General features: G+C 70.2%; 22 protein-coding genes. 7 read left to right on the top strand and 15 right to left on the bottom strand.

The window, feature by feature from the left end:
* Positions 1-37 precede the first annotated feature (37 nt).
* Entirely contained in the window at positions 38-3,445 is a 3,408-nt protein-coding gene (locus tag LQ938_RS06200) for a pyruvate carboxylase (protein WP_223721480.1), read from the bottom strand.
* A 103-nt stretch (positions 3,446-3,548) separates the two neighbouring features.
* Here LQ938_RS06200 and LQ938_RS06195 point away from each other — a divergent pair, with 103 nt between their 5' ends.
* Positions 3,549-4,361, top strand: coding sequence for a ParA family protein (locus LQ938_RS06195; protein WP_223721481.1), 813 nt, complete (start codon positions 3,549-3,551; stop codon positions 4,359-4,361).
* Positions 4,362-4,522: 161 nt separating this feature from the next.
* On the opposite strand, the gene LQ938_RS06190 is transcribed toward LQ938_RS06195, so the two are convergent.
* The 3 genes from LQ938_RS06190 to LQ938_RS06180 all read right to left on the bottom strand — a co-directional run bounded on the left by LQ938_RS06190 (position 4,523) and on the right by LQ938_RS06180 (position 6,317).
* On the bottom strand, positions 4,523-5,068 hold the full coding sequence (locus tag LQ938_RS06190) for a MerR family transcriptional regulator (protein WP_269216584.1): 546 nt from the start codon (positions 5,066-5,068) through the stop codon (positions 4,523-4,525).
* A gap of 98 nt (positions 5,069-5,166) precedes the next feature.
* On the bottom strand, positions 5,167-5,859 hold the full coding sequence (gene ftsR, locus LQ938_RS06185) for a transcriptional regulator FtsR (RefSeq protein WP_223721482.1): 693 nt from the start codon (positions 5,857-5,859) through the stop codon (positions 5,167-5,169).
* Positions 5,859-6,317, bottom strand: a complete 459-nt coding sequence (locus tag LQ938_RS06180; protein ID WP_223721641.1) for an FHA domain-containing protein — start codon at positions 6,315-6,317, stop codon at positions 5,859-5,861. The genes ftsR and LQ938_RS06180 overlap by 1 nt, the downstream gene beginning before the upstream one ends.
* Positions 6,318-6,546: 229 nt before the next feature.
* Between LQ938_RS06180 and LQ938_RS06175 the strand changes: the two genes are divergently transcribed.
* Positions 6,547-7,224 (top strand): copper resistance CopC family protein, encoded by a 678-nt coding sequence (locus LQ938_RS06175; RefSeq protein ID WP_223721483.1) that lies wholly within the window; start codon positions 6,547-6,549, stop codon positions 7,222-7,224.
* Positions 7,225-7,233: 9 nt separating this feature from the next.
* Positions 7,234-8,631: a dihydrolipoyl dehydrogenase gene (gene lpdA, locus LQ938_RS06170; protein ID WP_223721484.1), complete on the top strand. Its 1,398-nt coding sequence runs from the start codon at positions 7,234-7,236 to the stop codon at positions 8,629-8,631.
* 119 nt (positions 8,632-8,750) lie between these two features.
* On the opposite strand, the gene LQ938_RS06165 is transcribed toward lpdA, so the two are convergent.
* Positions 8,751-9,383, bottom strand: coding sequence for a CYTH domain-containing protein (locus LQ938_RS06165; protein WP_223721485.1), 633 nt, complete (start codon positions 9,381-9,383; stop codon positions 8,751-8,753).
* On the bottom strand, positions 9,380-9,619 hold the full coding sequence (locus LQ938_RS06160; protein ID WP_223721486.1) for a response regulator: 240 nt from the start codon (positions 9,617-9,619) through the stop codon (positions 9,380-9,382). The genes LQ938_RS06165 and LQ938_RS06160 overlap by 4 nt, the downstream gene beginning before the upstream one ends.
* Positions 9,620-9,674: 55 nt before the next feature.
* On the opposite strand from LQ938_RS06160, the gene LQ938_RS06155 reads away from it, so the two are divergent.
* Positions 9,675-10,406, top strand: a complete 732-nt coding sequence (locus LQ938_RS06155; RefSeq protein WP_223721487.1) for a glutamine amidotransferase — start codon at positions 9,675-9,677, stop codon at positions 10,404-10,406.
* On the opposite strand, the gene LQ938_RS06150 is transcribed toward LQ938_RS06155, so the two are convergent.
* The 8 genes from LQ938_RS06150 to LQ938_RS06115 form a co-directional block, all read right to left on the bottom strand.
* The gene (locus LQ938_RS06150) at positions 10,394-11,434 is read right to left on the bottom strand and encodes a YihY/virulence factor BrkB family protein (protein WP_223721488.1); all 1,041 of its coding nucleotides are present in this window, start codon (positions 11,432-11,434) and stop codon (positions 10,394-10,396) included. The genes LQ938_RS06155 and LQ938_RS06150 overlap by 13 nt on opposite strands.
* Before the next feature lie 57 nt (positions 11,435-11,491).
* Complete coding sequence (locus LQ938_RS06145; RefSeq protein WP_223721489.1) at positions 11,492-11,971, bottom strand: prepilin peptidase; 480 nt, start codon at positions 11,969-11,971, stop codon at positions 11,492-11,494.
* Positions 11,972-11,992: 21 nt separating this feature from the next.
* Positions 11,993-12,292: a DUF1905 domain-containing protein gene (locus tag LQ938_RS06140; protein ID WP_223721490.1), complete on the bottom strand. Its 300-nt coding sequence runs from the start codon at positions 12,290-12,292 to the stop codon at positions 11,993-11,995.
* Between the two features lie 77 nt (positions 12,293-12,369).
* A complete protein-coding gene (locus LQ938_RS06135; RefSeq protein WP_223721491.1) occupies positions 12,370-13,959 on the bottom strand; it encodes a cellulase family glycosylhydrolase in 1,590 nt (529 codons plus the stop codon).
* Between the two features lie 108 nt (positions 13,960-14,067).
* Positions 14,068-14,970, bottom strand: a complete 903-nt coding sequence (locus LQ938_RS06130) for a L,D-transpeptidase (RefSeq protein WP_223721492.1) — start codon at positions 14,968-14,970, stop codon at positions 14,068-14,070.
* Positions 14,971-15,029: 59 nt separating this feature from the next.
* A complete protein-coding gene (locus LQ938_RS06125) occupies positions 15,030-16,022 on the bottom strand; it encodes an aldo/keto reductase (RefSeq protein ID WP_223721493.1) in 993 nt (330 codons plus the stop codon).
* Positions 16,023-16,053: 31 nt separating this feature from the next.
* Positions 16,054-17,094 (bottom strand): FUSC family protein, encoded by a 1,041-nt coding sequence (locus LQ938_RS06120; protein WP_223721494.1) that lies wholly within the window; start codon positions 17,092-17,094, stop codon positions 16,054-16,056.
* A gap of 113 nt (positions 17,095-17,207) precedes the next feature.
* The gene (locus LQ938_RS06115) at positions 17,208-18,743 is read right to left on the bottom strand and encodes an MFS transporter (protein WP_223721495.1); all 1,536 of its coding nucleotides are present in this window, start codon (positions 18,741-18,743) and stop codon (positions 17,208-17,210) included.
* A 174-nt stretch (positions 18,744-18,917) separates the two neighbouring features.
* Between LQ938_RS06115 and LQ938_RS06110 the strand changes: the two genes are divergently transcribed.
* From LQ938_RS06110 to LQ938_RS06100, 3 genes are all read left to right on the top strand, one after another.
* Positions 18,918-19,406 carry a MarR family transcriptional regulator gene (locus LQ938_RS06110; protein WP_223721496.1) on the top strand — a complete coding sequence of 163 codons (489 nt, stop codon included), beginning with the start codon at positions 18,918-18,920 and terminating at the stop codon, positions 19,404-19,406.
* 84 nt (positions 19,407-19,490) lie between these two features.
* Complete coding sequence (locus tag LQ938_RS06105; protein WP_223721497.1) at positions 19,491-21,236, top strand: DEAD/DEAH box helicase; 1,746 nt, start codon at positions 19,491-19,493, stop codon at positions 21,234-21,236.
* Positions 21,237-21,367: 131 nt separating this feature from the next.
* Positions 21,368-24,196, top strand: a complete 2,829-nt coding sequence (locus LQ938_RS06100) for a DUF2207 domain-containing protein (RefSeq protein ID WP_223721498.1) — start codon at positions 21,368-21,370, stop codon at positions 24,194-24,196.
* Between the two features lie 79 nt (positions 24,197-24,275).
* Here the strand turns inward: LQ938_RS06100 and LQ938_RS06095 are convergent, their stop codons facing one another.
* On the bottom strand, positions 24,276-25,361 hold the full coding sequence (locus tag LQ938_RS06095; RefSeq protein WP_223721499.1) for a hypothetical protein: 1,086 nt from the start codon (positions 25,359-25,361) through the stop codon (positions 24,276-24,278).
* Positions 25,362-25,458 lie beyond the last annotated feature (97 nt).

Below are 25,458 nucleotides of genomic sequence, written 5' to 3'. Positions count from 1 at the left end.
CCCTACGGGTCACCGGTTCGCCGGCGCCCGGTCCAGGCTAATGCGCGGGCCGGACGACGACCAAAAGGTCGCCGGCTTCCACCTGCGCCGTCGCGCCGATCGCGAGCCGTTCGACGACCCCCTCGACCGGACTCGTGATCGCGGCCTCCATCTTCATCGCCTCGATCGACGCGAGGGCGCCGCCCGCACGCACCTTGTCGCCCACCGACACCTTGAGCGTCACGACGCCGGAGAACGGCGCGGCGATCTGGCCCGGCCGCGCGGTGTCGGCCTTCTCCGCCTGGCGTGCTTCGACCTCCACGCTGCGGTCGCGGACGAACACCGGACGGAGCTGTCCGTTGAGCGTCGTCATGACGGTCCGCATCCCCTTGTCGTCGGCCGCGCCGATGGCTTCGAGCCCGAACCAGAGCTGCACCCCGCGCTCAATCTCGACGACGTGCTCGACGCCCGGGGTGAGTCCGTAGAGGTAGTCGTCGGTGTCGAGCACAGAGAGGTCGCCGTAGGTCTCGCGCGCCTCGTGGAAGGTGCGGGTCGGACCGGGGAACAGCAGCCGGTTCAGGGCGTTCCGTCGGGTCGCCGCGTCGGCGTCGAGCGCCGCCGCGTCGTCGTCGGAGAGGTCGGCGACCGGCGGTCGCACGGTGCGCCCCGCCAGCACCTTGCTGCGGAAGGGCTCGGGCCATCCGCCCGGCAGGTCGCCGAGCTCGCCGGCCATGAAGCCGACGACCGACTCGGGAATGTCGTAGTTCTGCGGGTTCTGCTCGAAGTCCGCCGGGTCGGCGCGCACCGCCGCCAGGTGCAGGGCGAGGTCGCCGACGACCTTCGATGACGGAGTAACCTTCGGCACCCGTCCGAGGATCTTGTCGGCGGCCGCGTACAGGTCTTCGATCAGCTCGAAGTCCTCGGCGAGCCCGAGCGCGATGGCCTGCTGGCGCAGATTCGAGAGCTGGCCGCCCGGGATCTCGTGGTGGTAGACCCGGCCGGTCGGGCCCGGAAGACCGGACTCGAAGGGTCGGTACTGGTGACGCACGGCCTCCCAGTACGGCTCCAGATCGGCGACGGCCGAAAGCGGGATCCCGGTGTCGCGCTCGGTGTGCGCGAGAGCGGCCACGAGGGCGGAGAGCGAGGGCTGGCTGGTGGTTCCCGACATGGGCGCGGCGGCGGCGTCGACCGCATCCGCCCCCGCCGCACTGACCGCGAGCAGCGTCGCGAGTTGTCCGCCGGCGGTGTCGTGGGTGTGGACGTGCACCGGCTGATCGAACCGTTCACGCAGCGCGCTGACCAGCCGCGCACCGGCCGCGGGCCGCAGGAGTCCCGCCATGTCCTTGATGGCGAGCACGTGCGCGCCGGCCTCGACCATCTGCTCGGCAAGCCGCAGGTAGTAGTCGAGCGTGTACAGCGACTCGGCCGGGTCGAGGAGGTCGCCCGTGTAGCAGAGCGCCGCTTCGGCGACCGCTGTTCCGGTCTCGAGGACGGCGTCGATCGCGGGCCGCATCTGCGACACGTCGTTCAGCGCGTCGAAGATGCGGAAGACGTCGACCCCGGATGCGGCCGCCTCGCGGACGAAGGCATCGGTGACGGCCGTCGGGTACGGGGTGTAGCCGACCGTGTTGCGACCACGCAGCAGCATCTGGATCGCGACGTTGGGCAGCGCACCGCGCAGCGAGTCGAGCCGCTCCCAGGGGTCCTCCCCGAGGAATCGGAGCGCGACGTCGTAGGTCGCGCCGCCCCACGCCTCGACGGACAGGAGCTGGGGCGTGAGGCGCGCGACGTACGGCGCGACCGCCAGCAGGTCCTTGGTACGCACGCGCGTTGCGAGCAGCGACTGGTGGGCGTCGCGAAAGGTCGTGTCGGTGACGGCGAGGGCCGAGGCCGCGCGGAGGTCTGCCGCGAATCCGGCCGGTCCAAGCTCCTGCAGCCGCTGACGCGAACCGGCCGCCGGAGCCGCACCGAGATCGATCGCCGGGAGCTTCGAGCGGGGATCGACCGACAGCGGGTTCTCCCCGTTCGGCTTGTTGACGGTGACATCGACGAGCCAGTTCAAGATCTTCGAGCCGCGATCCTTCGACTCGCGGCCCCGCAGCAGCTGCGGGCGCTCATCGATGAATGCCGTGCTGACGTCTCCCGCCACGAACGCCGGGTCATCGAGGACGGCCTGCAGGAAGGGGATGTTCGTGGAGACGCCGCGGATGCGGAACTCCGCCAGCGCACGCCGAGCGCGGGCGACGGCGGCTTCGAAGTCGCGGCCACGGCAAGTGAGTTTGGCGAGCATGGAGTCGAAGTGCGGACTGATCTGCGATCCGGCCGCCGTCGTGCCGCCGTCCAGGCGGACACCCGCGCCACCCGGCGAACGGTACGTCGTGATCTTGCCGGTGTCGGGCCGGAATCCCTGCGTGGGGTCCTCGGTCGTGATGCGGCACTGGAGAGCGGCACCGCGCAGCCGAAGCTGCGATTGGAGGAGTCCGAGCTCTTCGAGACTCTGCCCCGCGGCGATCCGCATCTGCGACTGCACGAGGTCGACGTCGGTGACCTCTTCCGTCACGGTGTGTTCGACCTGGATGCGGGGATTCATCTCGATGAAGACGGCCTCGCCGGTGCGCGGGCCCGCCGTCTCGAGCAGGAACTCCACCGTGCCGGCGTTCTGGTACCCGATGGATTCGGCGAACGCGACCGCGTGCCGGTGGAGCGCCTGGCGCACGTCCTCGTCGAGGTTCGGCGCGGGGGCGATCTCGATCACCTTCTGGTGGCGGCGCTGCACCGAACAGTCCCGCTCGAACAGGTGCACGGTCGTGCCCTGGGTGTCGGCGAGGATCTGCACCTCGATGTGGCGCGGACGCTGCACGGCTTGCTCGAGGAACATCCGCGCGTCGCCGAACGCGCTCTCCGCCTCGCGCATCGCCTCCGCCAGCGCCGGTGCGAGTTCCTCGGCCGTCTCGACGCGCCGCATCCCGCGACCGCCGCCGCCCGCGACGGCTTTCGCGAAGATCGGGAACCCGATCCCCTCAGCCTGCGTGAGAAGCTCCTCGATGTCGTCGGAGGCGGGGGTCGAGCGGAGCACCGGAACGCCCGCAGCGATCGCGTGCTCCTTCGCCGTCACCTTGTTGCCGGCCATCTCGAGCACGGAGGCCGGCGGCCCGATGAACGCGATACCGTTCGCGGCGGCCCGTTCGGCGAGGTCGGGGTTCTCCGACAAGAATCCGTAGCCCGGATAGATCGCGTCGGCGCCGCTGTCTTTGGCGACGCGAATGATCTCGTCGACGTCGAGGTACGCCCGCACCGGATGGCCCTTCTCGCCGATCTGGTACGCCTCATCCGCCTTGAGACGGTGCAGCGAGAAGCGATCCTCGTAGGGATACACCGCGACCGTTCGTGCACCGACCTCGTAGGCGGCGCGAAACGCGCGAATCGCGATTTCGCCCCGATTGGCGACCAGGATCTTCCGGAACATGGGGCCTCGCATCCGTCTTGTGGCGGTGGCACACCGGCATCGGCGCCGCAAGGGCACAGGGCCGAGTGTGTTCACAGCCTAGGGGACGGTAACGTTAGGGATCGTGCATGTCCTTTCCGTCAGCTCGCTCAAGGGAGGGGTCGGCAAGACGACCGTCACACTGGGTCTCGCGTCCGCCGCGTTCGCCCGGGGTGTTCGTACGCTCGTCGTCGATCTCGACCCGCAATCCGATGTGTCGACCGGTATGGACATCCAGGTCGCCGGTCGCCTGAACGTCGCGGATGTCCTCGCGAATCCGAAGGAGAAGGTGGTCCGACAGGCCATCACCTCCAGCGGCTGGACGAAGGTGCACGCCGGCACGATCGACGTGCTGATCGGCAGCCCTTCTGCCATCAACTTCGACGGTCCGCATCCGAGCGTCCGCGATGTCTGGAAGCTCGAAGAGGCCCTCGCGACGGTCGAGGCCGACTACGACCTCGTGCTGATCGACTGCGCACCCTCGTTGAACGCCCTCACGCGTACCGCGTGGGCCGCGAGCGACCGCGTGATCGTCATCACGGAGCCGGGGCTCTTCTCCGTCGCCGCCGCGGACCGCGCGCTTCGCGCGATCGAGGAGATCCGCCGGGGTCTCTCGCCGCGCCTCCAGCCGCTCGGCATCGTGGTCAACCGCGTTCGACCGCAGTCGATCGAGCACCAGTTCCGCATCAAGGAACTGCGCGACATGTTCGGTCCGCTCGTGCTCTCCCCGCAGCTGCCGGAGCGCACGTCGCTGCAGCAGGCGCAGGGCGCGGCGAAGCCACTGCACATCTGGCCGGGAGACTCCGCTCAGGAGCTCGCCGCTGACTTCGACGCGCTGCTCGACCGGGTGATCCGCACCGGACGCATCACGTCGCCCGAGGAATCCCCCACCGCCTGACCCGGCCAACCGCGCCGATTCCATCCGCGAGACGGGATCTTCGCGCCGAGACGTAGGGGTTACCCCACGGTTTCGGCGCGAAGATCCCGTCTCGCGGTGCTGGAGTGCGCGCGCGCAGATGCCGCTAGGGCGTCGAGCGGCGCGGGTCAGACCGGCCGGGGTCAGGCGGTGCGGCGGACGCGGCGAGCGGCGAGCTCGTCGGACGGGTCCGGCGACTGGGCGTCGAAGTCGACGAGCGTCGACTCGACCTCACGGAGAACCTTGCCGACCGCGATCCCGAACACGCCCTGGCCACGGCTCACCAGGTCGATGACCTCGTCGTTCGAGGTGCAGAGGTAGACGGAGGCACCATCGCTCATGAGCGTCGTGCCGGAAAGGTCGCGGATGCCGGCAACCCGGAGCTGTTCGACGGCCGTGCGGATCTGCTGGAGCGAGATCCCGGTGTCGAGCAGTCGCTTCACGAGCTTCAGCACGAGGATGTCGCGGAAACCGTACAGGCGCTGCGAACCGGAACCGCTTGCACCGCGAACCGTGGGTTCGACGAGCTCCGTACGAGCCCAGTAGTCCAGCTGACGGTAGGTGATGCCGGCCGCGCGGGCGGCGACCGCGCCGCGATAGCCGACTTCGTCGTCCATCTGGGGAAGACCGTCCGTGAAGAGGAGGTCCGCGGCGAGCGGGATGTCGCCGAGCAGGTCACCTGCGGTCATGCGGGTGCCTCCCTTCCGAAGCTGTGTGTTTCCCACGCTAGATGAGCGAGGGGCCGCGAGCAACGACATCCGTCGTCGGCCTTCGGCGTGTCGGGTGATCAGGTGTCGAGTCGGTCGAGCGCCGCGCGGATGAGCGCCTCGCGGACGTCGCTGATCCGACGCGCGAGCTCGGGGGCCAGGTCGGCCGCCCTCCCCCGCGAATTCGCGTCGACGCGACGGCGAAGAGGGGCCAGAGCGGACTCGACGAGCGCGACGTCGCGCTCCGCGCTCTGCTTGAGCTGGCGGAGATGCCGCGGTTCGATGCCGTGGCGGTCGAGCGCGACGAGGGCGCGCAGCATCCCGAGCGCCTGTTCGTCATACGTTTCGCCGCCGACGATCAGCCCCGTGCTGAGCGCATCGTTCAGCAGCTGCGCCCCGGCACCGGCCGTGTGGAGAAGCTCATCACGGCGGTAGCGGCGCGCGGCCGGAACGATCGAGCGCGGGACCGTCTCGGCGGGCGGGGCGGGGTTGCGGCCGGCGTCCACGTCGTCGAGATAGTCACGGATGACGCTCAGCGGCAGGTAATGGTCGCGCTGCAGGGTGAGCGCCAGGCGCAGACGCTCGAGGTCGGCCGGCGTGAACTTGCGGTACCCCGACTCGGTGCGACGCGGCGTGACGATCCCCTGGACCTCGAGGAAGCGGAGCTTGCTCGAGGTGAGCGCCGGGAAGTCGGGAGTGAGGCGGGCGAGCACCTGACCGATGCTCAGCAGCCCCGCAGCCTCGTGACGGCCGCGGGCGGAAACAGCCGCCATCACGCGCCCGCGGGCGCGGGAAGATCGACCGGCGAAACGAAGAAGTTCAGGCGGAACTTGCCGATCCGCACCTCGGCGCCGTTGGTCAGCGTCGCGCGGTCGACCCGCTCGCCGTTGACGTACGTGCCGTTCAGGGAACGCTGGTCGACGATCTCGAAGCCGCCGTCCACCCGGGTGATCTCGGAGTGGCGGCGAGAAACAGTCACATCGTCGAAGAAGATGTCGGCGTCGGGGTGACGACCCACCGTCGTCACGTCGGTGTCCAGCAGGTACCGGGCTCCGGCCGTCGGACCGGAACGCACGATGAACAGCGCGGATGCGGTCGGAAGGGCCTCGATGGCCTCCAACTCGGCGTCGCTCAGCTCGCTCCCGAACGGCACGAACGAGAGGTCCGAGTCGTGCCCGAAGGTCTGGGTCGTGTCATGGGCCGGCGTAGGCGCATCGCCGGGACGCCGAATGTCATCGGGTCGGTGTGTGTAGTGCTCGTCCACGTCGTCCTCCTCGCCGATCAGCCTAACGGATGCTGCGGGGCGTCCCACATCCGATCGGTTCCCGGGCACGCCGTTCTCCCGAGCGCCCCGCGGATGCCCGGGCACGCGAGATGACGCAGCCCCCCCGATGTGAATCCGCTCCGATCGAACACGTCAACCCAGGGAGCCGGAAGGGCGCACGATTAGGCTCGGCGGGGTGAACGCATCCGGCACCTTCTCGTCTGCACGTCGCCTTTCCGCCGCTGTCCTCGCAGGACTCGTCCTCGCCCTCGGCATGCTCTGGGCGAGCGCTGTGCCCGCCTCCGCGCACGACGAGCTCTCGTCTTCCGATCCGGCGGCCGGGAGCACGGTCGACGTCCTGCCCGCCCAGCTCGTCCTCACCTTCAGCGCGGAGCTGCTCTCCGACGGATCGTCGACCGTGATCCAGGTGACGGATGCGGCCGGCGCCGCGGTCACGGATGCGGCACCCGTCGTCGAGGGCACGACGGTCACCCAGTCGCTCGGCGGATCGGCGACCGGCACCATGACCGTTCTCTGGCGCGTCGTCTCGAGCGACGGCCACCCCATCTCCGGCGAGTACACCTTCGACGTCGCGGCGGCCCCCGCGCCGATCGCGTCCACGCCGGTGGCCTCCCCCTCGGCGACCGCCACGCCGTCGCCGGCGACCGACGCCGTGACGCCCGCGCCTTCGCCGTCGGCATCCGTCGTGCCCGCCGATCCGGCCGGCGCCGACCCGCTCCCGTGGATCATCGGCGCGGTCGCGCTGGTCGTCGTGATCGGCATCGTGGTGTGGCTGTTGGGCGCGCGAGCGCGTCAGCAGAAGGAGGTCGCGACCGAGCACACGGCCGGTCGGGACGTCCCGCGCGAGCGATAGGCTGGAGCCATGCCTCATTACGACGTCGTCATTCTCGGCGCGGGCCCCGGCGGATACGTCGCGGCCGTCCGAAGCGCCCAGCTCGGCCTTTCCACCGCAGTCATCGAAGAGAAGTACTGGGGCGGTGTGTGCCTGAACGTGGGCTGCATTCCCTCCAAGGCGCTGCTGCGCAACGCCGATCTCGCCCACACCTTCCACGCCCAGGCCGATCTGTTCGGCATCTCGGGCGATGTGTCGTTCGACTTCGGCGTCGCGTGGGATCGCAGCCGCAAGGTCGCCGACACGCACGTCAAGGGCATCCACTACTTGATGAAGAAGAACAAGGTCGACGAGTACGACGGCCGCGGCACCTTCGTCGACGCGCACACCATCACCGTCACGAAGGCCGACGGTTCGACCGAGCAGGTCACCTTCGACAACGCGATCATCTCGACCGGTTCGACCGTTCGGCTGCTGCCGGGCGTCGAGCTCAGCAAGAACGTCGTGACGTACGAGGAGCAGATCCTCAACCGCGACCTGCCCGAGAACCTCGTCATCGTCGGCGCGGGTGCGATCGGCATGGAATTCGCGTACATCATGAAGAACTACGGCGTGAAGGTCACGATCATCGAGTTCCTCGACCGCGCGCTTCCGAACGAGGACATCGAGGTCTCCAAGGAGATCCAGCGCCAGTACAAGAAGCTCGGCGTCGACATCCTCACCTCCACGAAGGTCGAGAGCGTGGTCGACGGCGGCGACAAGGTCACCGTCACGTACACGCCGAAGGATGGCACCGCGACGATCATCGAGGCCGACCGCGTGCTCATGTCCATCGGCTTCGCCCCGCGCGTGGAGGGCTTCGGTCTCGACAAGACCGGCGTCGAGCTGACCGAACGCGGCGCGATCGCCATCGACGACTACATGCGCACGAACGTGCCGCACATCTACGCGATCGGTGACGTGACCGCCAAGCTGCAGCTGGCCCACGTGGCCGAAGCGCAGGGCATCGTCGCGGCCGAGACGATCGGCAAGGCCGAGACGCAGACGCTCGGCGACTACCGGATGATGCCGCGCGCCACGTTCTGCAACCCGCAGGTCGCGAGCTTCGGCCTCACCGAGCAGCAGGCCCGCGACGCCGGCTACGACGTGAAGGTCGCGAAGTTCCCGTTCTCGGCGAACGGCAAGGCGAACGGGCTCGGCGAGCCGATCGGTTTCGTCAAGCTCGTCGCCGACGCGGAGCACCTCGAACTCCTCGGTGGCCACCTCATCGGCCCCGATGTGTCCGAGCTTCTGCCCGAGCTCACGCTCGCCCAGAAGTGGGACCTCACCGCCCTCGAGGCCGCGCGCAACGTGCACACCCACCCGACGCTGTCGGAGGCGCTGCAGGAGGCCTTCCACGGTCTCACCGGGCACATGATCAACATCTGACCCCTGCGACAACTGACGAAGGGCTCCTCCCGAGAGATCGGGAGGAGCCCTTCGTCGATTCGTCTGGCGTGCGCCAGAGTGCGGCGGAGCGTCAGCGACGGAGCGTCAGCTGCGGAGCATCAGCGGCCGAGCGCCCGACCCAGCTTGGAGTCGGATGCGGCCGGCCGGCCTCCGGCGGTGGCGACGAGCCGCGCGACGGCGGCGAAGAACGCCGCGCGCCAGCGCTCGTCGCGCGGTGCGGCGGGGCCGAGTTCGACCTCCCACTCCCGCCAGCGGGTCACCTGACCCGTTCGCTCCGCGGTCGCGGTGACGTGATCGTCGACGACCTCGGCCACGAGACCTCCGGCGGCGTCCGTGAGCGCGTACGCCACCCGTCGATTCCGGATGCGGGCCAGCGGGGTGAACGGCGGCCGGGCCCAGGGGGCGACCGCCGCGACGACCGCATCCGGGAGCTTGTCGGTATCACCGAGCGGCCAGTGCAGTTCGTACCGCCCCTCGGGGGCTGAGCTCTTGACGTGCCAGCCCTCGTCGGGGCCTCCCGTCCGGCGCCGGAGCGCGACCCGGGCTCGGCCAAGTGCGACGTCTGCCGTGTCGAAGTAGCGGGCGTCGAGCTCGCGCACCTCCGCCTTACCTATCGCGTCGATGTCGTCGAGCGCGGTCCAGTCGGGAAGGACCGCCGCGTCGTCGACGTCGAACTTCTCCTCGACCTCGACGGCGCGGGTCGGTTCATCCGATGCGTGCGCAGCGCTCACGCGTCGGGAACGTCGTCCAGCTCTGCGGCGGTGACGGTCAGCGGCTCGGTCGAGTCGGCGTAGATGAAGCTCGCCTCGGTCGGGCCGTCGGACGCACCCGTGTTGATGTCGTCGCCGGCGCGGCGGTAGATGATCTGCCCTTCTCCGTAGGACGCGATGTACTCGTCGCCCACGATGTCGTCGAGGGGAATGATCTGCCCGTCGAGCGGGCCTCCGGAAAGTCGTGCGATAGCCATGCCCTCAGCCTAACCACCACGCCGACACCCGGTCTGAGGCGCGTACAATTCCCGGGTGCTGCCGTTCGTGCTCCTCGCCACTCGCGCCGAAGACGTGCCCGCCGACGAAGAGTACGAGCTGTTCCTGCGATACACCGGCCTCGACGAGCGGATGCTGCGCCGCATCCGGCTCGAAGCGGGACCACTGCAGGCCCTGGACCTCGAGTCGATCTCGGGGGTCATCGTCGGCGGCGGACCGTTCAACGCCTCGGATCCCGCCGCGCGCAAGTCCGAGACGCAACGCCGGGTCGAACAGGAGATGGCGACGCTCCTCGACGAGGTCGTCGCGCGCGACTTTCCCTTTCTCGGCGCCTGCTACGGAGTCGGCACTCTCGGCGCGCACCAGGGCGCGGTGATCGATCGCACGTACTCGGAGCCGATCTCGATCGTGCCGGTCAGTCTCACCGACGAGGGCCGCGCCGATCCGCTCTTCGCCGGGATGCCGGATACGTTCGGCGCGTTCGTCGGCCACAAGGAAGCCGTCCACACGCTGCCGCCCCATCTCGTGCGACTGGCCGGCTCGCCGGGGTGCCCGGTGCAGGCGTTCCGCGCCCGCACGAACGTGTACGCGACGCAGTTCCATCCGGAGCTCGACGTGGACGGGATCTCGACCCGCATCCGCGCCTACGCGGACTACGGCTATTTCGCCGACGGAGAGCTGGATTCCACCCTCGACGCGGTGCGCGTATCCCCCGTCACCGAACCCGCCCGCCTCCTGCAGACGTTCGTCGCACGCTACGCGCGCTGAGCCGCGCGTTCCTTCTCCTCGGCGACCCGCGCGTCCTCGAGTTCGGCGACGGCGGCCGCCACGGCGTCCTCCGCGCGCTGCACACGGCGCTGAAGGAACGTCGCCGCTCCAAAACGCGCGCGAACGCGATCCTCGTGCTCCCGGGTCATCGTGATGATCACGGCGCTCGAGATCAGGATGACCTGGGCGGAGAGGTTGATCCACAGCAGCAGCGCGATGAGCGTCGCGAACGTCGCGAGCAGCGGGTTCGACGACGCCCCACCGACGAAAAGACCCGAGAGCTGCTGGAGGACGAGCAGACCGAAACCGCCCAGGGCAGCGCCGCTCCAGAGCGCGCGGGCGGGCGGCCGCACCCCCGACAGCGCGACGAACATCAGCACGATGACGACCGTGTCGAGCAGGAAGACGATGACGACGGACACCAGGTAGGTGAGCACCAGGACCGGAACCGAATCCTGCGGAAGGCCCAGCCACCCGGTGACCGTGCCGATGGAGGCGGACGTCAGGAACGTGGCGATCGCCGAAACGAGCAGAAGTCCGCCGATCGCGATGGCGAGCAGCAGGTTGCGGAGGAGGACGAAGACGAAGAAGGCGTCGGCGCCGACCTTGTCGGCCAGGATGCGGAGCGAGTTGCGCAGCGACCCGACGGCGCCGATCGCCGCGCCGACGAGCGCCACGAGCGAGATCACCCCGGCGATCGTGAAGCCCTCGGGCGCCTTGATCTCGGATGCGTCGATCACGGCACCCTTGCCGTCGCCGACGAGTCCCGGGATGGCGGAGTTGACCGTGGCGATCAGGGCGTCCCACGCGTCGGGATTGCCCGACAGCCACACGGCGGCGGCCGAGAACACCAGCAGCACGGCCGCGAACACGCTGAACAGGGTGCGATAGGTGATGCTGTCGGCCAGCTGCGCACCGCGATGTTCGGCGTAGAGCAGGAAGCCGCGGACGAGCGTGCGCTGCAACGCCCAGGACGTCGCCCGCGGGAGGAGACCGGGAGACGTGGGGGCAGATTCCGATGCCGACATACGCCCAGATTAGTGAGCGTCGGAGCGCGCGGCCCGCGCCTTGACAGCGCCGCCCCGTCAGACTCCCGCGAGATGCGCCGCGATGCCCACCCACGCGCCGAGCAGCATCCACGGCCCGAAGGGAACGGCGGTGCGCCGATTGGCGCGTCGACGGGCGAGCAGTACCGCACTGTAGAGACCCCCGCCGAGGAATCCCGCGAACAGTCCGATGACGACGGCGTCCCACCCGGCGAAGCCCAGCATGATGCCGATCACCCCGGCGAGCTTCACGTCGCCGCCGCCCATGCCGCCGCGCTGCAGCATCCGGAGCAGCAGATAGAACGCGAAGAGGATCGCGCCCGCGAGCAGCGCACGCCCGAGCGCCCACAGATCCGGCCGAAGGAGTGCGGCGATGCCGAACAGGACGATGGCGACCGGGTAGCCCAGCAGCACGATCCGGTTCGGCAACCGGTGGGTGCGGAGGTCGATGATCGCGAGTACGACGCTCTGCACGGCGAACACCGCGTACGCCACCGCCACTGCCCCGTCTGCCAGCATCTGCTCCCCCCTCATGATCGATCAGCCGACGAGAACGATCAGGGCGACCCGGATCGCGTCCCCTTCACCCGCCGCCGCGCGCTCGCGAACCGCTCGCTCGATCGGGAGCGAGTACGCGCCATCCGCCTCTCCGGGAAAGATCGACGTGCGCCAGGTGAGTCCCGCGACCTCGGCCTCGACCCGCACCGCGCCGAACCCTCGCGGTACGCGCGGGATCTGCCGGATCTCGTCCGAGAACTCCCGCGGCACCGCGACGAAGTACCAGGACGAATCCGCTCGGGCAGCCCAGCGATAGAGCTCCGCATCGAAGACGAAGTGCATGCGCCCAGAGTAGGACCCTGCCACTCTCCGCGGCGGACGGTGATCGACCCTGGGGATGCGGGAGCGAAGACGACGGGCTACGAGGCGCGCACCGTCAGGGTCGGCGCCGTCGGAGCGGCGGACGAGGCGACCTGAAGCCCCACCCGTACCGACTGCCCCGCCGCGAGCGAACCCGCCCACGCCCCACCCGTGCAGGTGACGCGTTCCGCCTGCACCGTGCAGTCCATCCCCCAGCTGTTCGTCACCGCCGCCGCACCCGGGGAATCCCAGGAGACGGACCACGATCGCACCGGACCGGATGCGGTGAGCACCACCTCGGCGACGTACCCCTCGCCCCACGCGCTCTGCAGGACCCACTCCGCCGCGAGCTTCGACCCCGCGGGGGTCGTCGGCGGCGCCGGGGCGGCGGGCGGAGCGGGTGTCGTCGTCGGCGCGGGTGTCACGGGCGGAGCGGGGGTGACGGGCGACGACGGCACCGGGAGCGTCGGAACAGGGACGGGAACGGATGGCGCGGCCGGCGGCCCGAGGAGGGGACGGAGCGCGGCGAGTTTCTCCTGCTGCGGAGTGCGCCAGTCGTCGGCGACGATCCCGCCCGTGTCGCCGCTGTTCGGGTTGAACGACCAGTAGGCGAAGCTGATGCCGGTGCGCTGCAGGTACCCCACCAGGGCCTGCAACCACTGCCGGTCGCTCTCGCTGCGATAGGTGGTGCCGAACTCGCCGAGCAGGACCGGCGCGATGCCGCGCGAGGCGATGTAACCCCAGTTCCGCTCCCAGACAGCCTCGAGGTTCGCGGGATAGTCGGCGGCCGAGAACCAGGACTGCGCGTACACCGACGCCGGATAGTCGTGCGGCGAGTAGACGACCCGGTCGAGTACCGCGAGCTCCACGGGCGCGTCGGCGACGCCCGCCAGACCCCCGCCCCACCACGTCGACGTGCCGTCGGGCTGGCGTTCGACACCCTCGACGATCACGAGCAGGTTCGGGTTCACCTCGAGCACCGCGTTGCCTGCCCGCGTGGCCGCCGCGTGCCAATCGGTGGCCGGGTCGCCGCACGACCAGCACGCCGCACCGTGCGGTTCGTTGTGCAGGTCGACACCGATCACTGTGGAGTCGTCGCGGTAGCGGGCCGCCAGCATCCGCCAGTCGGCGATCCACCGCTCCGCGCTGTACTGCGCGGTGTACCAGAGCTCGGACTGCCCACCCGAGTCGGGGCGGTGGCGGTCGAGGATTACCGAGAGCCCGGCCGTACGGGCGCTCGCGATCACAGCGTCGAGCAGATCGAGGGGCGCGAGATCCGCGAGCTGCGGGTTCGTCGTTCGGTCGATCGAGCTGCTCGCCTTCGCGGCGAGGCATTCGTTCGAGAACGGCAGGCGCACGGTGGTGAAACCGAGCGACGCGATCTGGTGCATCCCCTCGTCGAGCGGGATCGTCCAGAGGCCATGGGGTGCGCAGTTCGAGGTCTCGAGACCGAACCAGGAGATCGCCTTGATCGTCACGGGAGTGCCGTCCGCGCGCACGATGTCGGCGCCGGAGGTGTGCAACCAGCCGCGCTCGTTGGCATCCGTGGAATTCGGCACGAGCCCCCCGATGAGTCCGGTGACGACCGAGAGCAGCATGCCGAGGGCGACGAGACCGTGCCGGGTAACCGGTCGCGGAATGCGGATCATACGGCGCGCTCCCCTCGTCCGATCGGCGCGCTCGCCGTCGTCCGACGCGGCGCTGTGGCCTCGCCGTCGTCCGACGCGGCGCTGTGGCTCAGTGTAGAGGCAGGCCGCTCAGCCGGTGACGACGACCGGAGTACCGAGCGGCAGCTGTGCCAGTCGATCGATCGCCGCGGCATCCAGCCGCAGGCACCCGTTCGAGATCGCCCCCGAATGAGCGTCGTGGTAGTGGAACGCGGTCACGGCGACGGATGCGCCGGAGAAGCCCGCGAGCGTCGGCGACTGCACCCCGAGGTACACGAGCGGGTGACCACGGGTGTACCCGAAGGACGGCACGACCGCGGTGTGCATGATGAAGGTGCGCCCGAGCGGGGTCGGCGTCGCCGCCGCTCCCCATCCGAAGTCCGTCGCGATCGTCTCCGTCCCGGCCGGGGTGACGATCGAGACCGTGCGGGCCGAGAGGCTGACGTCCACGCGCGTGGCGTCTTCGGTGAGGGTCACGTCGCTGGCGCGCAGCCACCCCGACAGCTGCGCCGGGTTTCCCCCGGGAGGCGTTCCCTGCCGTCCCGACACCAGAACGCGCACCCAGTTCGTCTGGCGCTCGACGACCGGAACCGTGGTTCCGCCGTAGGTCTGCGCCTGCGGAAGCTGGGCGACGGGGGCCTCGCCGGGAGCGGCGAAGACCGGAATAGCGGCGCTCGCCGGGGTGGCGAGCAGACCAGGCAGGGCGGCCCCCGGATCCGCGTCGACCGGCAGCGCCGGGATCACGGAGTACACCTCGGCCGCGGGGAGCCCGGAGACGTCGTAGCTCGTCGCGTCGACCGGTGCGCCGGTCTCACTCGGCGTCGGAGTCGGAGTCGCGGTGGGCGTCGCCACCGGGCTCGCGGGCGCCGCCGCGGGAGTCACGGGTGTGCGATCCATGCCCATCACGAGCACCAGCACGAGGGCGGCAGCGGCGAGGGTCGCCGCTGCGATGGCGAGCGGGAGCCAGCGACGGCGGGCGGATGCGGGGGGCATGGTTCCATGGTCGCTCCCGGGCGCGCGACGCGCAACGCGGGTGGCGTCTGCGGCGGGCGTTACCAGTGCGGGTGGATGTCTGCGCGCAGGCGCCGGTCGTAGACGTCGCGCACGACCGCGTCGAAGGCGTCGAGTTCGAAGCCGCCGTCGAGGAGCGCCGCCGCATCCGCGTTCGCCGTCGCCTGACGAGTGTTACGGGCTCCGGGAATCACGCTCGTGACGCCGGGCAGCGCCGCGATCCACGCGAGCGTCGCGGCGGGCAGCGAGACATCCTCCGGCAGCGCGGCCGAGAGCTCGGCGACCGCGGCGAGGCCCGCCTCGAAGTCGACTCCCGAGAAGGTCTCGCCCCGGTCGAACGCCTCGCCGTGCCGGTTGTACGAACGGTGATCGTCGGCGCTGAACGTCGTCGCTGCCGTGTAGCGGCCCGACAGCAGCCCCGATGCGAGCGGAACGCGGGCGAAGATCGACACGCCCGCATCCGCGGCCGCCGGCAGAACCTCGTCGAGGGGCTTCAGCCGGAACGGGTTCAGGATGATCTGCACGTTGGTGACGTTCGGGCGCGCGATCGCCGCGAGCGCCTGCGCCGTGGTCTCGACCGAGACGCCGTAGGATGCGATCGCCCCGCCCGCGACGAGATCGTCGAGCGCATCGTAGGTGGCCGCGGACTCGATGACCGCGGTCGGCGGGCAGTGCAGCTGCACGAGGTCGAGCGTGTCGACGCCGAGGTTGCGGCGGGAGCGGTCGGTCCAGGCGCGGAAGTTCTCCGGGGTGTAGTTCTCGGGCTCCTGGTCGAGACGGCGCCCCATCTTGGTCGCCACCGTGATGCCGTGTCCGGGCCGATCCCCGAGGAACCGGCCGATCGTCTGCTCGCTCCGACCGTCGCCGTAGACATCCGCGGTGTCGAACAGGGTGACTCCCGCGTCGGCGGATGCGGTGAGCACCGCCCGCGCTTCGGCGTCGTCGACCGCTCCCCAGTCGGCCCCCAACTGCCAGGTTCCGAGTCCGATGGCCGAGACGGTGCGGCCGGTAGCGCCGAGCGGGCGGGTCTGCATGCGAACTCCTGTGGTCGAGACGGTGACCGGCTCAGCCTAGACCGGGCGAGCGGGTGCGTCGCAGAGTGGCGGATGCGGCCGAGACGAGTGTGCCGATCGTGACGCCGATCAGTGTGTCGAGGAGACGGTCGCGCACCAGCACCGTCGGATCGGTCGGCGCGGCGAGCTCGACCATGAGGAGCGCGAGGGGCGTGATGAAGACCATCGCGATCCCGTAGTTTCGTCCGACGAACATCTCCGCACCCGCCTGCAGCACGACCGCCACGAGGATCGTGAGGACGGGCGGCAGGTGCAGCCCCAGGATCGCTGCGGCGACGAGGACGCCGACGAGCGTGCCGGCCAGTCGCTGCACGCCGCGCACGATCCGCGCGGTGACGTGCGCGCCGCCGAGCGCCGCGACGGCGCCGACCATGGCCCAGTACCAGTGCGTGCCGACGAGGAGCAGACCCGCCAACCCCGCGAGCAGGGCACCCACTCCGACCGTGAGCGCCATCTCGCCGGCGAGGTTGCCGAGGGGACGGCGTTCTCGGCGCACCGGCGCCGCCGAAGGGCGAGCACCCCGCCGGATCAGCGCCAGCGACGCGGTCAGCCCGATCCCGAAGGCGGCACTCGCACCGCCCACCACGAGCACCGTCGCGAGGGTTCCGGGCTGGGCCGGCAGCGACGCGGTCGTGCCCGCCGCGAACACGGCGAACAAGGCGCCCGGCGGATGCCAGCGTCCCGCGTAGGCGATGAGAGTCACGCCCGCGGCGATCACCGACACCACGATCACCCGGACCGCGAGGGGAGCGCCGACCACGACGAGCGACGTGCCGAGGAGCATCGCACCGAGCAGTACCGCGGCCGCGGCCGCCTGCATCCGGATGCGGTCGGCATACGTGTCGTGGCGGCCGTACAGGGCCGCGAAGGCCCCGAAGCTCGCGTACACGCTGAGGTCGAGTCGCCCCATCGCCCACACCACCAGGAGCGGAACGGCGACGCTCACCGCGGCGCGAAGAGCGACGCGATGATCCCCCGCGCGAGGGCCGACGGCGACGAGCCCCGTCCACACCCGTCGCACCGCATCCGTCACTTCCCCAGCGTACGAGCGCGGGCTCGGTGCGAGAATTCGGGCTCCCGGTCGGTGGGAGCGGATCGATCGCGCGACGGCCGCGAGCGCGCGATGCGCCCGCGACCGCGCGTCGATCATGCGTGGGCCGCGAGGCCTTCCACGGTCTCCTCGAGCACGACCTCGACCGCGGGGCGCCGCTGATCCCGGATGAGGACCGCCGCCAGCACCGCCACGACGAGCGCGACGATCGCGCCGGTCAGCAGTGCCGTGTGGAAGCCGTCGAGGAACGCCGCCTGCGCGACGATCGTGTCGGCACCGGTGGTTCCCTCGGGGAGGATGCCCTGCGCGAGGGAACCGCGCTCGGTCTCGGTGAGGTCCAGCGCGGACCCCGCGACGCTCGCGGACACGATCGCGGAGAACACCGCGGTGCCGAGAGCCCCGCCGAGCTGCAGCATCGTGGACTGGAAGCCGCCCGCGACGCCGGCGTACTGCACGGGGGCGCTGCCGACGATGGAATCCGCGCCCGCAGTCATCGTGAAACCGACACCGAACGAGAGCACCACGAACGCCGCCGCCATGGCGAGGTACGGCGAATCGACCGTGGTCGTCATGAGCGCGAAGAACGAGGCGGCGATGGCCACGAGCCCGATGATCATGGTCCAGCGCGCGCCGATCCGGCTCACGACGATCGCGCCGATCGGCGAGGCGACGATGGAGACTCCGGACAGCGGGAGCAGCATGACGCCCGCGACCAGACCGTCGATCCCACGCAGGTTCATCAGGTAGAGCGTGAGGAAGAACGTGACGCCCAGGAGCGCGAAGAAGTTCGTGCCGATCGCGAGTCCGCCGACCGAGAAGCGCGGGGAACGGAACAGTCCGAGCGGCAGCAGCGGATTGCGGACGCGGGCTTCGACGATCACGAAGACGACGAGGAACACCACGGCCAGAGCGAAGGCGCCGATGGTCGACGCACTCCCCCAGCCCCAGGCTTCGCCCTGCACGATTGCGATCACGAGCGCCGCGAGGCCGAGCGCGAGCAGGACCACCCCGAGCACGTCGAAGCGGCCCTCTTGACGCTCAGCGGTGGACTCCGCGAGCGCGAACGCGGCGAAGACGATGCCGATCACGGCGATCGGCGCGTTGATGTAGAAGATCGACTGCCAGCCGAGAACCTGCACGAGAGCGCCGCCGACGATCGGTCCGGCCGCGATGGCGACGGACGAGACGCCGCCCCAGATGCCCACGGCCATGCCGAACTTCTCTCGCGGGAACGTCGAGCGCAGCAGCGACAGCGTCTGCGGCATCAGAAGCGCCGCGCTGGCGCCCTGCAGGGCGCGGAAGAAGATGACGCCTTCCACCGAGCCGATCAGCCCGATCGCGACCGACGTGATCGCGAACGCGGCGACGCCGATGAGGTACATCCGGCGACGACCGAATCGGTCGCCGATCTTGCCGCCGAGGATGAGGAAGACGGCGAGCCCGAGCAGATACACGTTCGTGATCCACTGCAGCTCGGTGAAGGACGTACCGAGGTCGGCCGCGATCGCGGGGTTGGCGATCGAGACGACGGTGGCGTCGAGGCCGACCATGAAGAGGCCGAAACAGACCGCGACCAGAGTCGCGATCGGGTTGCCGCGGAAGACGCGGGCGGGCGGGCGGGGTGCGGACATCGTGAAGTCACTCTCTCGTCGTGGGGGGCACGCGCGACGAGAGTCCAGTCCGGTTCTCGCGAGGTGCGCGTGTGCGCAAGGACCGAAAGTGGCAGGAACGACTGCACGAGTCACCGCGTCCTCGACCGACGGCGACTCCCTTGTGTGTATGAAATCTTACACTAAGGTGGGAGCATGGATGGCAACGATGCACCGGACGAACTCGGACTGATCGCTTTGGCGGACGCGGTGCTCGCACTCGCTCACCAGCTCGAGCGGCGCGGCCCTGCCGCCCGAGACCTGGAAGCGCTCACGAACACCGAGATCACGGTGATCCGCGAAGCGCATCGCGAACCCGGCGTCACCGCCACCCGCATCGCCGCCGCGACCGGACTCCAGCGCAGCTACGTGAGCGCGAGCGCACACGGGTTGGAGGCCCGCGGACTCCTCACCCGCGGCGAACCGGCCGAGGGCCAGCGCGGGGTGGGGTTCCACCCGACGCCGCAGGCGGATGCCGATCTCCTCCGGATCCAGCGCGGTTGGGTCGAGCTCCTGAGCGCGTCCACCCCCGGAGTCCTCGCCGGCGCGGCCGCCGCGGCGGCCGCGCTCGACGCGATCGCCACCGCGATCGGCGAGGCGCGCGCCGCGGGAGATGCCGCATCGTCGCAGCCCGCCGCCGAATGACCGCGGGCGCCGCACCGCCGATCCGTGCGGGCCTCCGCGGGGCGCCGCTCCGCACCCCGCCCTCGCCTGGACTACCGTTGCAGAATGAGCATTTCTGAGACCCCCGCTCCCGCCGAGACCGAGCCCGCCGTCGAGACACTGTCCTTCGCCGACCTCGGCCTCGACGCTGCGGTGCTGAAGGCGTTGAAGGATGTGGGTTACGAGACCCCCTCCGCCATCCAGGCCGCCACCATCCCCCCGCTCCTCCAGGGTCGCGACGTCATCGGTATGGCGCAGACCGGTACCGGTAAGACCGCCGCGTTCGCGCTGCCCATCCTGTCGCAGCTCGATACGACCAAGAGCAAGCCGCAGGCCCTCGTGCTGGCCCCCACCCGTGAGCTCGCCCTGCAGGTGTGCGAGGCGTTCGAGAAGTACGCGGCGCACATCCGCGGCGTGCACGTGCTGCCGATCTACGGCGGTCAGGGGTACGGGACCCAGCTGTCGGCTCTGCGTCGCGGCGTGCACATCGTCGTCGGCACCCCCGGTCGCATCATGGACCACCTCGAGAAGAAGACACTCGATCTCTCCGAGCTCGCGTTCATGGTGCTCGACGAGGCCGACGAGATGCTGAAGATGGGCTTCGCCGAGGACGTCGAGACGATCCTCGCCGAAACGCCCGCCGACAAGCAGGTCGCCCTCTTCTCCGCGACCATGCCCGCCCAGATCCGTCGGATCTCGCAGCAGTACCTGCGCGACCCGGAAGAGATCACGGTCAAGAACAAGACCGCGACGTCGGCCAACATCACGCAGCGCTACCTGAACGTGTCGTACCCGCAGAAGGTCGATGCCCTCACCCGCATCCTCGAGGTCGAGAACTTCGAGGGCATGATCGTGTTCGTCCGCACGAAGAACGAGACCGAGACCCTCGCGGAGAAGCTCCGCGCCCGGGGTTACACCGCATCGGCGATCAGCGGTGACGTCGCTCAGGCCCAGCGCGAGAAGACCGTCAACCAGCTGAAGTCGGGCAAACTCGACATCCTGGTCGCGACGGATGTCGCCGCCCGCGGCCTCGACGTCGACCGCATCAGCCACGTCGTGAACTTCGACCTTCCGATCGACACCGAGTCCTACGTGCACCGCATCGGCCGCACGGGTCGCGCCGGCCGACAGGGCGACGCGATCAGCTTCGTCACTCCGCGTGAGCGACGGATGCTGGCAGCCATCGAGAAGGCGACACGCCAGCCGCTGACCCAGATGCAGCTGCCGAGCGTCGACGACGTCAACGCCACGCGCCTCACGCGCTTCGACGAAGCGATCTCCGGCGCCCTCGAGCAGACGGCCCGCATCGACCGGTTCCGCGACATCATCGCGCACTACGTGACGCACCACGACGTGCCGGAGGCGGATGTGGCGGCAGCGCTCGCCGTCGTCGCGCAGGGCGAGACTCCTCTCCTGCTCGACCCGGCGGACGAGCGTCCGGTGCGCGTGGACCGCGACCGCACGGACCGCCCGGAGCGCGACTCGCGCGGCGGCGAGGACCGACCCGAACGCCGTGCCCGCCCGTCGCAGTCCTCGCTCGTGAAGTACCGCCTGGCCGTCGGCCGACGCCACAAGGTGGAGCCGCGTCAGATCGTCGGCGCACTCGCGAACGAGGGCGGCCTGCGCCGTGAGGACTTCGGACAGATCGACATCCGTCCCGAGTTCACGCTCGTCGAGCTGCCGGCCGATATGCCGGGCTCGGTGCTCGACAAGCTGAGCGGCACGCGCATCGGCGGGAAGCTGATCGAGATGCGTCTCGACCAGGGCGCCCCCGGCGGACGTCGCGACCGCGACCGCAAGCCGCGCCACTGACCGGGGACGCACCGGGCAGGACGGACGAGCGGGTACCCGACGACCGTCCGCGTCCCACGCCGCTCTGGGCGCTGCTGTCGCGGTGGCTGCTCGCCCTCGAGGCGTGGCTGCGCTCGCACGGCGGCGCCCGGTTGCAGCACACCATCCGGGGTTTCTGGGCGCTCGTCGCGGTTGGCGGGCTCGTGCTGCTCGTCGGCCCGGTGATCAACCCGCCCCTCACGCTGGACGACATCACCTCCTCCGCCTCGAACGCGACCGACCGGTGGATCGCCCGCGATTTCGCCGTCGACTACACGGTCACCCGCGACGCGGACGGCGTCCTGCGCGCGCAGGTGCAGGAACGGATCACGGCGTTCTTCCCCGACGATGTCGACGAGCAGGGCGTCGAGCGCGTGCTGGCGGTCGAGTACCAGGGGCATGCGCTCGATCCGTCGGACATCCGAGCGACGGTCGACGGCGCGCCGGTCGAGGTCGGGCGGAGCGCCACCGCCGATCGACTGACGCTCTCGATGGGCACCGGCACGCGGTTGAGCGGTGATAACGAGTTCGTCCTCGACTACACGCTGCAGGACCTCGCGTACGTGACGACGGATGCGGCCACCGGCGCCCCCGTCGACCTTCTCGAGTGGGACGTGTTCGGGCCGTCGTGGCCGCAGGGCGTTGCGTCGATCGACGTCTCCGTCACGTTGCCCGACGATCTCGATGCGCAGCTCGAGCGTCCGCCGCGAGGCGCCATCGCCTGGACCCTGATGAGCGCCGGGGAGTGGCTGGAGCCGGAAGCGGGGAGCCCGCCCGGTCAGGTGACCTACGCGTTCACGAACGATCAGAATCTTCCCCCGCACGCGCAGGCTCGGTTCACACTGGTCTTCGCGCCCGCCACGTTCACGATGCCGCCCCTGACGCCGTTGTTCTGGCTGCAGACGTTCGGGCCGCTCCTCCCCCTTGCGCTCCTCGCCCTCACGCTGCTTCTCGCGCTCGCCGCGCGAGCGGTCGCGTGGAGCGACGAGCGCGGGCGAGCGTGGTACGTCGCCCAGTACGATCCGCCGAAGGGTGTCTCCGCGCGCCTGGCGGCGCAGCTGCTGCGCACACCGCGGTCGGCGGAGCTGGCCGGTGCACTCACCGCCGCGCAGCAGAGCCCGAGCGCGGCGCGGCCGGAATGGATGGTCGCGGCGGTTCGTGCGGCCCGACGCACGGGCCGGGTCGGCGATGCACCGCGGGCCCTCGCCGCGTACCTGGCGATGCCCGAGCGGCGCGAGCAGCTGCGGCGCGGCCTGCGACGGATCCCCCGCGGCTTCGTCCGCGATTACTTCATCGCGGCGCCCCTGGCGCTCACCCTCGCCCAGTGGGGTCTCATCCGGCAGCTCTCGCACCAGACGACGCTCGCCATCGTCTGGTGGCCGGTCGCGTTCGTGATCGCCTCGTCGGCGATCTCCGCGGTCGTGCTCGCGATCGCGTTGATGGCGCGCCCGCTGACCCGCGAGGGAGCTCTCGTCGTGCAGCACCTGCGCGGGATCGGACTGTACGCCGAGCGCACGGATCTGCTCAGCCGCACGACGGCACGCGATCGACTGCTCCCGTACGCCGTCCTGCTGGCGCCGCCGCGGGCCGCGGGGCGCCGGGTGACCGAGGTTCTGACGCAGGCGATTGGCGATCGGACCGCGGGCCGCGGGTGGCGCGCACCCGGGTTCGTGACGTGGCCCGCCCTCGCCGCGCGAGCTTTCGCCTTCTTCCTCGTCGCCGGGGCGATCGCCGTGGTGGCGTTCGTGCCGAACCCGTACGCGGGAACGCCGGACTACGCGACGCACTACGGCGACGTGCCGGGAACGCTGGCCACGACGTTCGAGTCGACCGCCGTGTCGGCGGAACTCAGCCGGACGCCCGACAGGCGCGCCCGCATCGCCGTCAGCGAGACGATCCAGCTCTCGTTCGATGAGGAGTCCGCGCAGGTGCCGCAGTTCGCCCAGCAGTGGCGCGACCGCATCGACGGTCACGACCTCGGACTCGTGGTCGAGCGGGTGACCGTCGACGGTGAAGACGTGCCCTTCGTCACCGAGCCGGATGCTGACACCACGCTCATGCGCACGACGATGAGTGAGGTGCGCAGCGGCCGGCACGAAGCGCGCATCGACTACACGTTGGAATCCGCTGCGTTCGCCGCGGATGAGGACGGGCACCTGGTCGACCGTGTGCGCTGGGCGGCGCTCCTCGAGCACTGGCCGTCGTACGGCCAGTGGAACAGAGATGCGGTCGATCCGCAGCGCGTGGAATTCCGCGTCTCCTCGGAACTCGCCGCTCAGGCGACAGCATCCGGGTGGATCACCGAAGACACCGGCTCCGCCGACAGCGCGCGCGATTGGCAGGAGGCCGTGGTGCCGTTCGGAACGGTCGCCGAGGTGGTCGCACCGATCGGAGACCGGGTTCCGGATCCGGGCACGGTGACCACCGAAACGCAGCGCACAGTCGCGGGCGACGACGTGCACACCCTCGAGCTCCGACGCGACGATTACGACAGTTACCCGTTCGATCTGACGGTCTCCGATACGGGCGTCCAGTGGGATTTCCCGGCCGGCACGTTCGTCGGACCTGACGAGCAGGAGCTTCGCGAGGTGCAGTACCTCGCGGCGGCGCCCGCGGCCGTCACCGGCGCGCTGGGCGCGGCCGCCCTAATTCTCGGCGGGATCGGGATGCTGCTGCGCCGCGCTCGCCCGGAGATCGTGCAGCGGGCGGGTGCACCCCGCGATGGCGTGCGCTGGCTCGGCACCGGATCGGCTCTGGCGACCCTCATCCTGTTCGTCGGGGTGACCGTGGAGATGCCCGGCGATGATCCCACGTTCGCGGTGTTCGCGGTCGCCGCCGGCGCCGCGCTCACGGGTGGGATCCTGTCATGGCTGTCTACCCGGCACCGCCCGGGCAAAGAAAAAGCCCCGACCATTACCACGAGGCCGGGGCGAGACGAATGAGAGTTCGCCTATCGAGGTCAACTGTACCCCACATTCGGGGCCCCCGGAACCACGGGATGCGATTCGTCGCTTGCGCCGTCTACGACAGCCATCCCGAAACCGTGTCGATGACGAGATTCACCAGACCGAAGACTGCGAACGCGGCGCCCAGCACCCACCACCAGTCCTGCCGTACCGACAGTCGTCGGCCCTGCTGCGCGACGCCGCGCCCTGCACCGGGTCCGGCGATACTGCTGTCGACGAACGGCTGGGCATCGGTCCGGATCCGATCGTCTCGCCAACGCTCCCACCGCAGCACACGCTGCGACAGGGTTTCCGTGGTTGCGAGCAGGCGTTGCCAGAGCTCGGGGTCGAGCGTCGAGAGCTGCCCGGGGAAGTAGAGGAACAGGTAGTCGTCGACGAGTTCGACATCCAGCCGCGCGGCGTCATCGACGAAGATCGCCATCGTGTCGGGTGAGAAGAGATACAGCGCGTCCGTCTCGTAGCCCTCGGGGCAGTACAGCGTGAAGTGGCGATCGAAATCCCCCTCCAGCGACAGGCGCTGGTCGCGCGCGAAAGCGATCGGCAGGGCGGGTCGGCCGATCGAGTTGTTCCCCCGGGCGTCGAGCACGATGTGGGGAAGAGCAACCGGGAGCCGGATCGCCGCGTAGCCCCAGCGGTGGGTGGCCGTGTTCTTCCCGGACCCGGTGGTGCAGGTGTGGTTGCCGATCTCCAGCGCGTGCCCGGAACGCCGACGCAGGACATCCGTAACAAACGACGAGGACTGTGCCGGGCGGGTGAAGACCATGCCCGGAAGAGCCGGGGCCGGGGCATACGGCTGGTACGTGAACCGGTTCGCCTCGGCGAAATCGTGCAGGCGGAACTGGCGAACTCCCGACCGCCGCCGAACCGCGCGCACGAACATCACGATGCCGATGACGGGCGGGATCGCGTAGGGCACGAGAATGAGCGTCAACGCCCAGTCCCACTCGCCATCATCCGACACCGTGTCGCCGAGGACCGTCAGCCAGGTCACGAGCAGCGCCGTCGGAAAGCCGATCAGCAAGAGAGCGCGTCCCAGAATCCCCGCCCACGGCGGGCGCACCGCCGTCGGGAGGGAGCGACGGTAATCGCGCAGCCGGCGGCGATCGATCCGGTCCGTCAGCGGATGCGTCTGGACCGTCACCCGCGCAATCCTAGGGCGACGCGCACTCATCCACAGATTCGCCGCCGCAGGCCTTCGCGCCCCGCGCACCTCGGTACCGTGGCAGAGGCTCTGCACC

Origin of the sequence: Microbacterium sp. cx-55, from assembly GCF_021117345.1 — a bacterium.
GTDB lineage: Bacteria > Actinomycetota > Actinomycetes > Actinomycetales > Microbacteriaceae > Microbacterium.
Note: the sequence above shows the minus strand (reverse complement) of the source record. Positions and strands in the feature narration are given on the sequence as shown.

Excerpts from the sequence above, each read along its gene's own strand:
- LQ938_RS06135 (WP_223721491.1), bottom strand. The coding sequence starts at position 13,959 with ATGATCCGCATTCCGCGACCGGTTACCCGGCACGGTCTCGTCGCCCTC.
- LQ938_RS06145 (WP_223721489.1), bottom strand. The coding sequence starts at position 11,971 with ATGCTGGCAGACGGGGCAGTGGCGGTGGCGTACGCGGTGTTCGCCGTG.
- LQ938_RS06200 (WP_223721480.1), bottom strand. The coding sequence starts at position 3,445 with ATGTTCCGGAAGATCCTGGTCGCCAATCGGGGCGAAATCGCGATTCGC.
- LQ938_RS06150 (WP_223721488.1), bottom strand. The coding sequence starts at position 11,434 with ATGTCGGCATCGGAATCTGCCCCCACGTCTCCCGGTCTCCTCCCGCGG.
- LQ938_RS06125 (WP_223721493.1), bottom strand. The coding sequence starts at position 16,022 with ATGCAGACCCGCCCGCTCGGCGCTACCGGCCGCACCGTCTCGGCCATC.
- LQ938_RS06130 (WP_223721492.1), bottom strand. The coding sequence starts at position 14,970 with ATGCCCCCCGCATCCGCCCGCCGTCGCTGGCTCCCGCTCGCCATCGCA.
- LQ938_RS06160 (WP_223721486.1), bottom strand. The coding sequence starts at position 9,619 with ATGGCTATCGCACGACTTTCCGGAGGCCCGCTCGACGGGCAGATCATT.
- LQ938_RS06110 (WP_223721496.1), top strand. The coding sequence starts at position 18,918 with ATGGATGGCAACGATGCACCGGACGAACTCGGACTGATCGCTTTGGCG.
- ftsR (WP_223721482.1), bottom strand. The coding sequence starts at position 5,859 with ATGGCGGCTGTTTCCGCCCGCGGCCGTCACGAGGCTGCGGGGCTGCTG.
- LQ938_RS06140 (WP_223721490.1), bottom strand. The coding sequence starts at position 12,292 with ATGCACTTCGTCTTCGATGCGGAGCTCTATCGCTGGGCTGCCCGAGCG.
- LQ938_RS06115 (WP_223721495.1), bottom strand. The coding sequence starts at position 18,743 with ATGTCCGCACCCCGCCCGCCCGCCCGCGTCTTCCGCGGCAACCCGATC.
- LQ938_RS06190 (WP_269216584.1), bottom strand. The coding sequence starts at position 5,068 with ATGACCGCAGGTGACCTGCTCGGCGACATCCCGCTCGCCGCGGACCTC.
- lpdA (WP_223721484.1), top strand. The coding sequence starts at position 7,234 with ATGCCTCATTACGACGTCGTCATTCTCGGCGCGGGCCCCGGCGGATAC.
- LQ938_RS06105 (WP_223721497.1), top strand. The coding sequence starts at position 19,491 with ATGAGCATTTCTGAGACCCCCGCTCCCGCCGAGACCGAGCCCGCCGTC.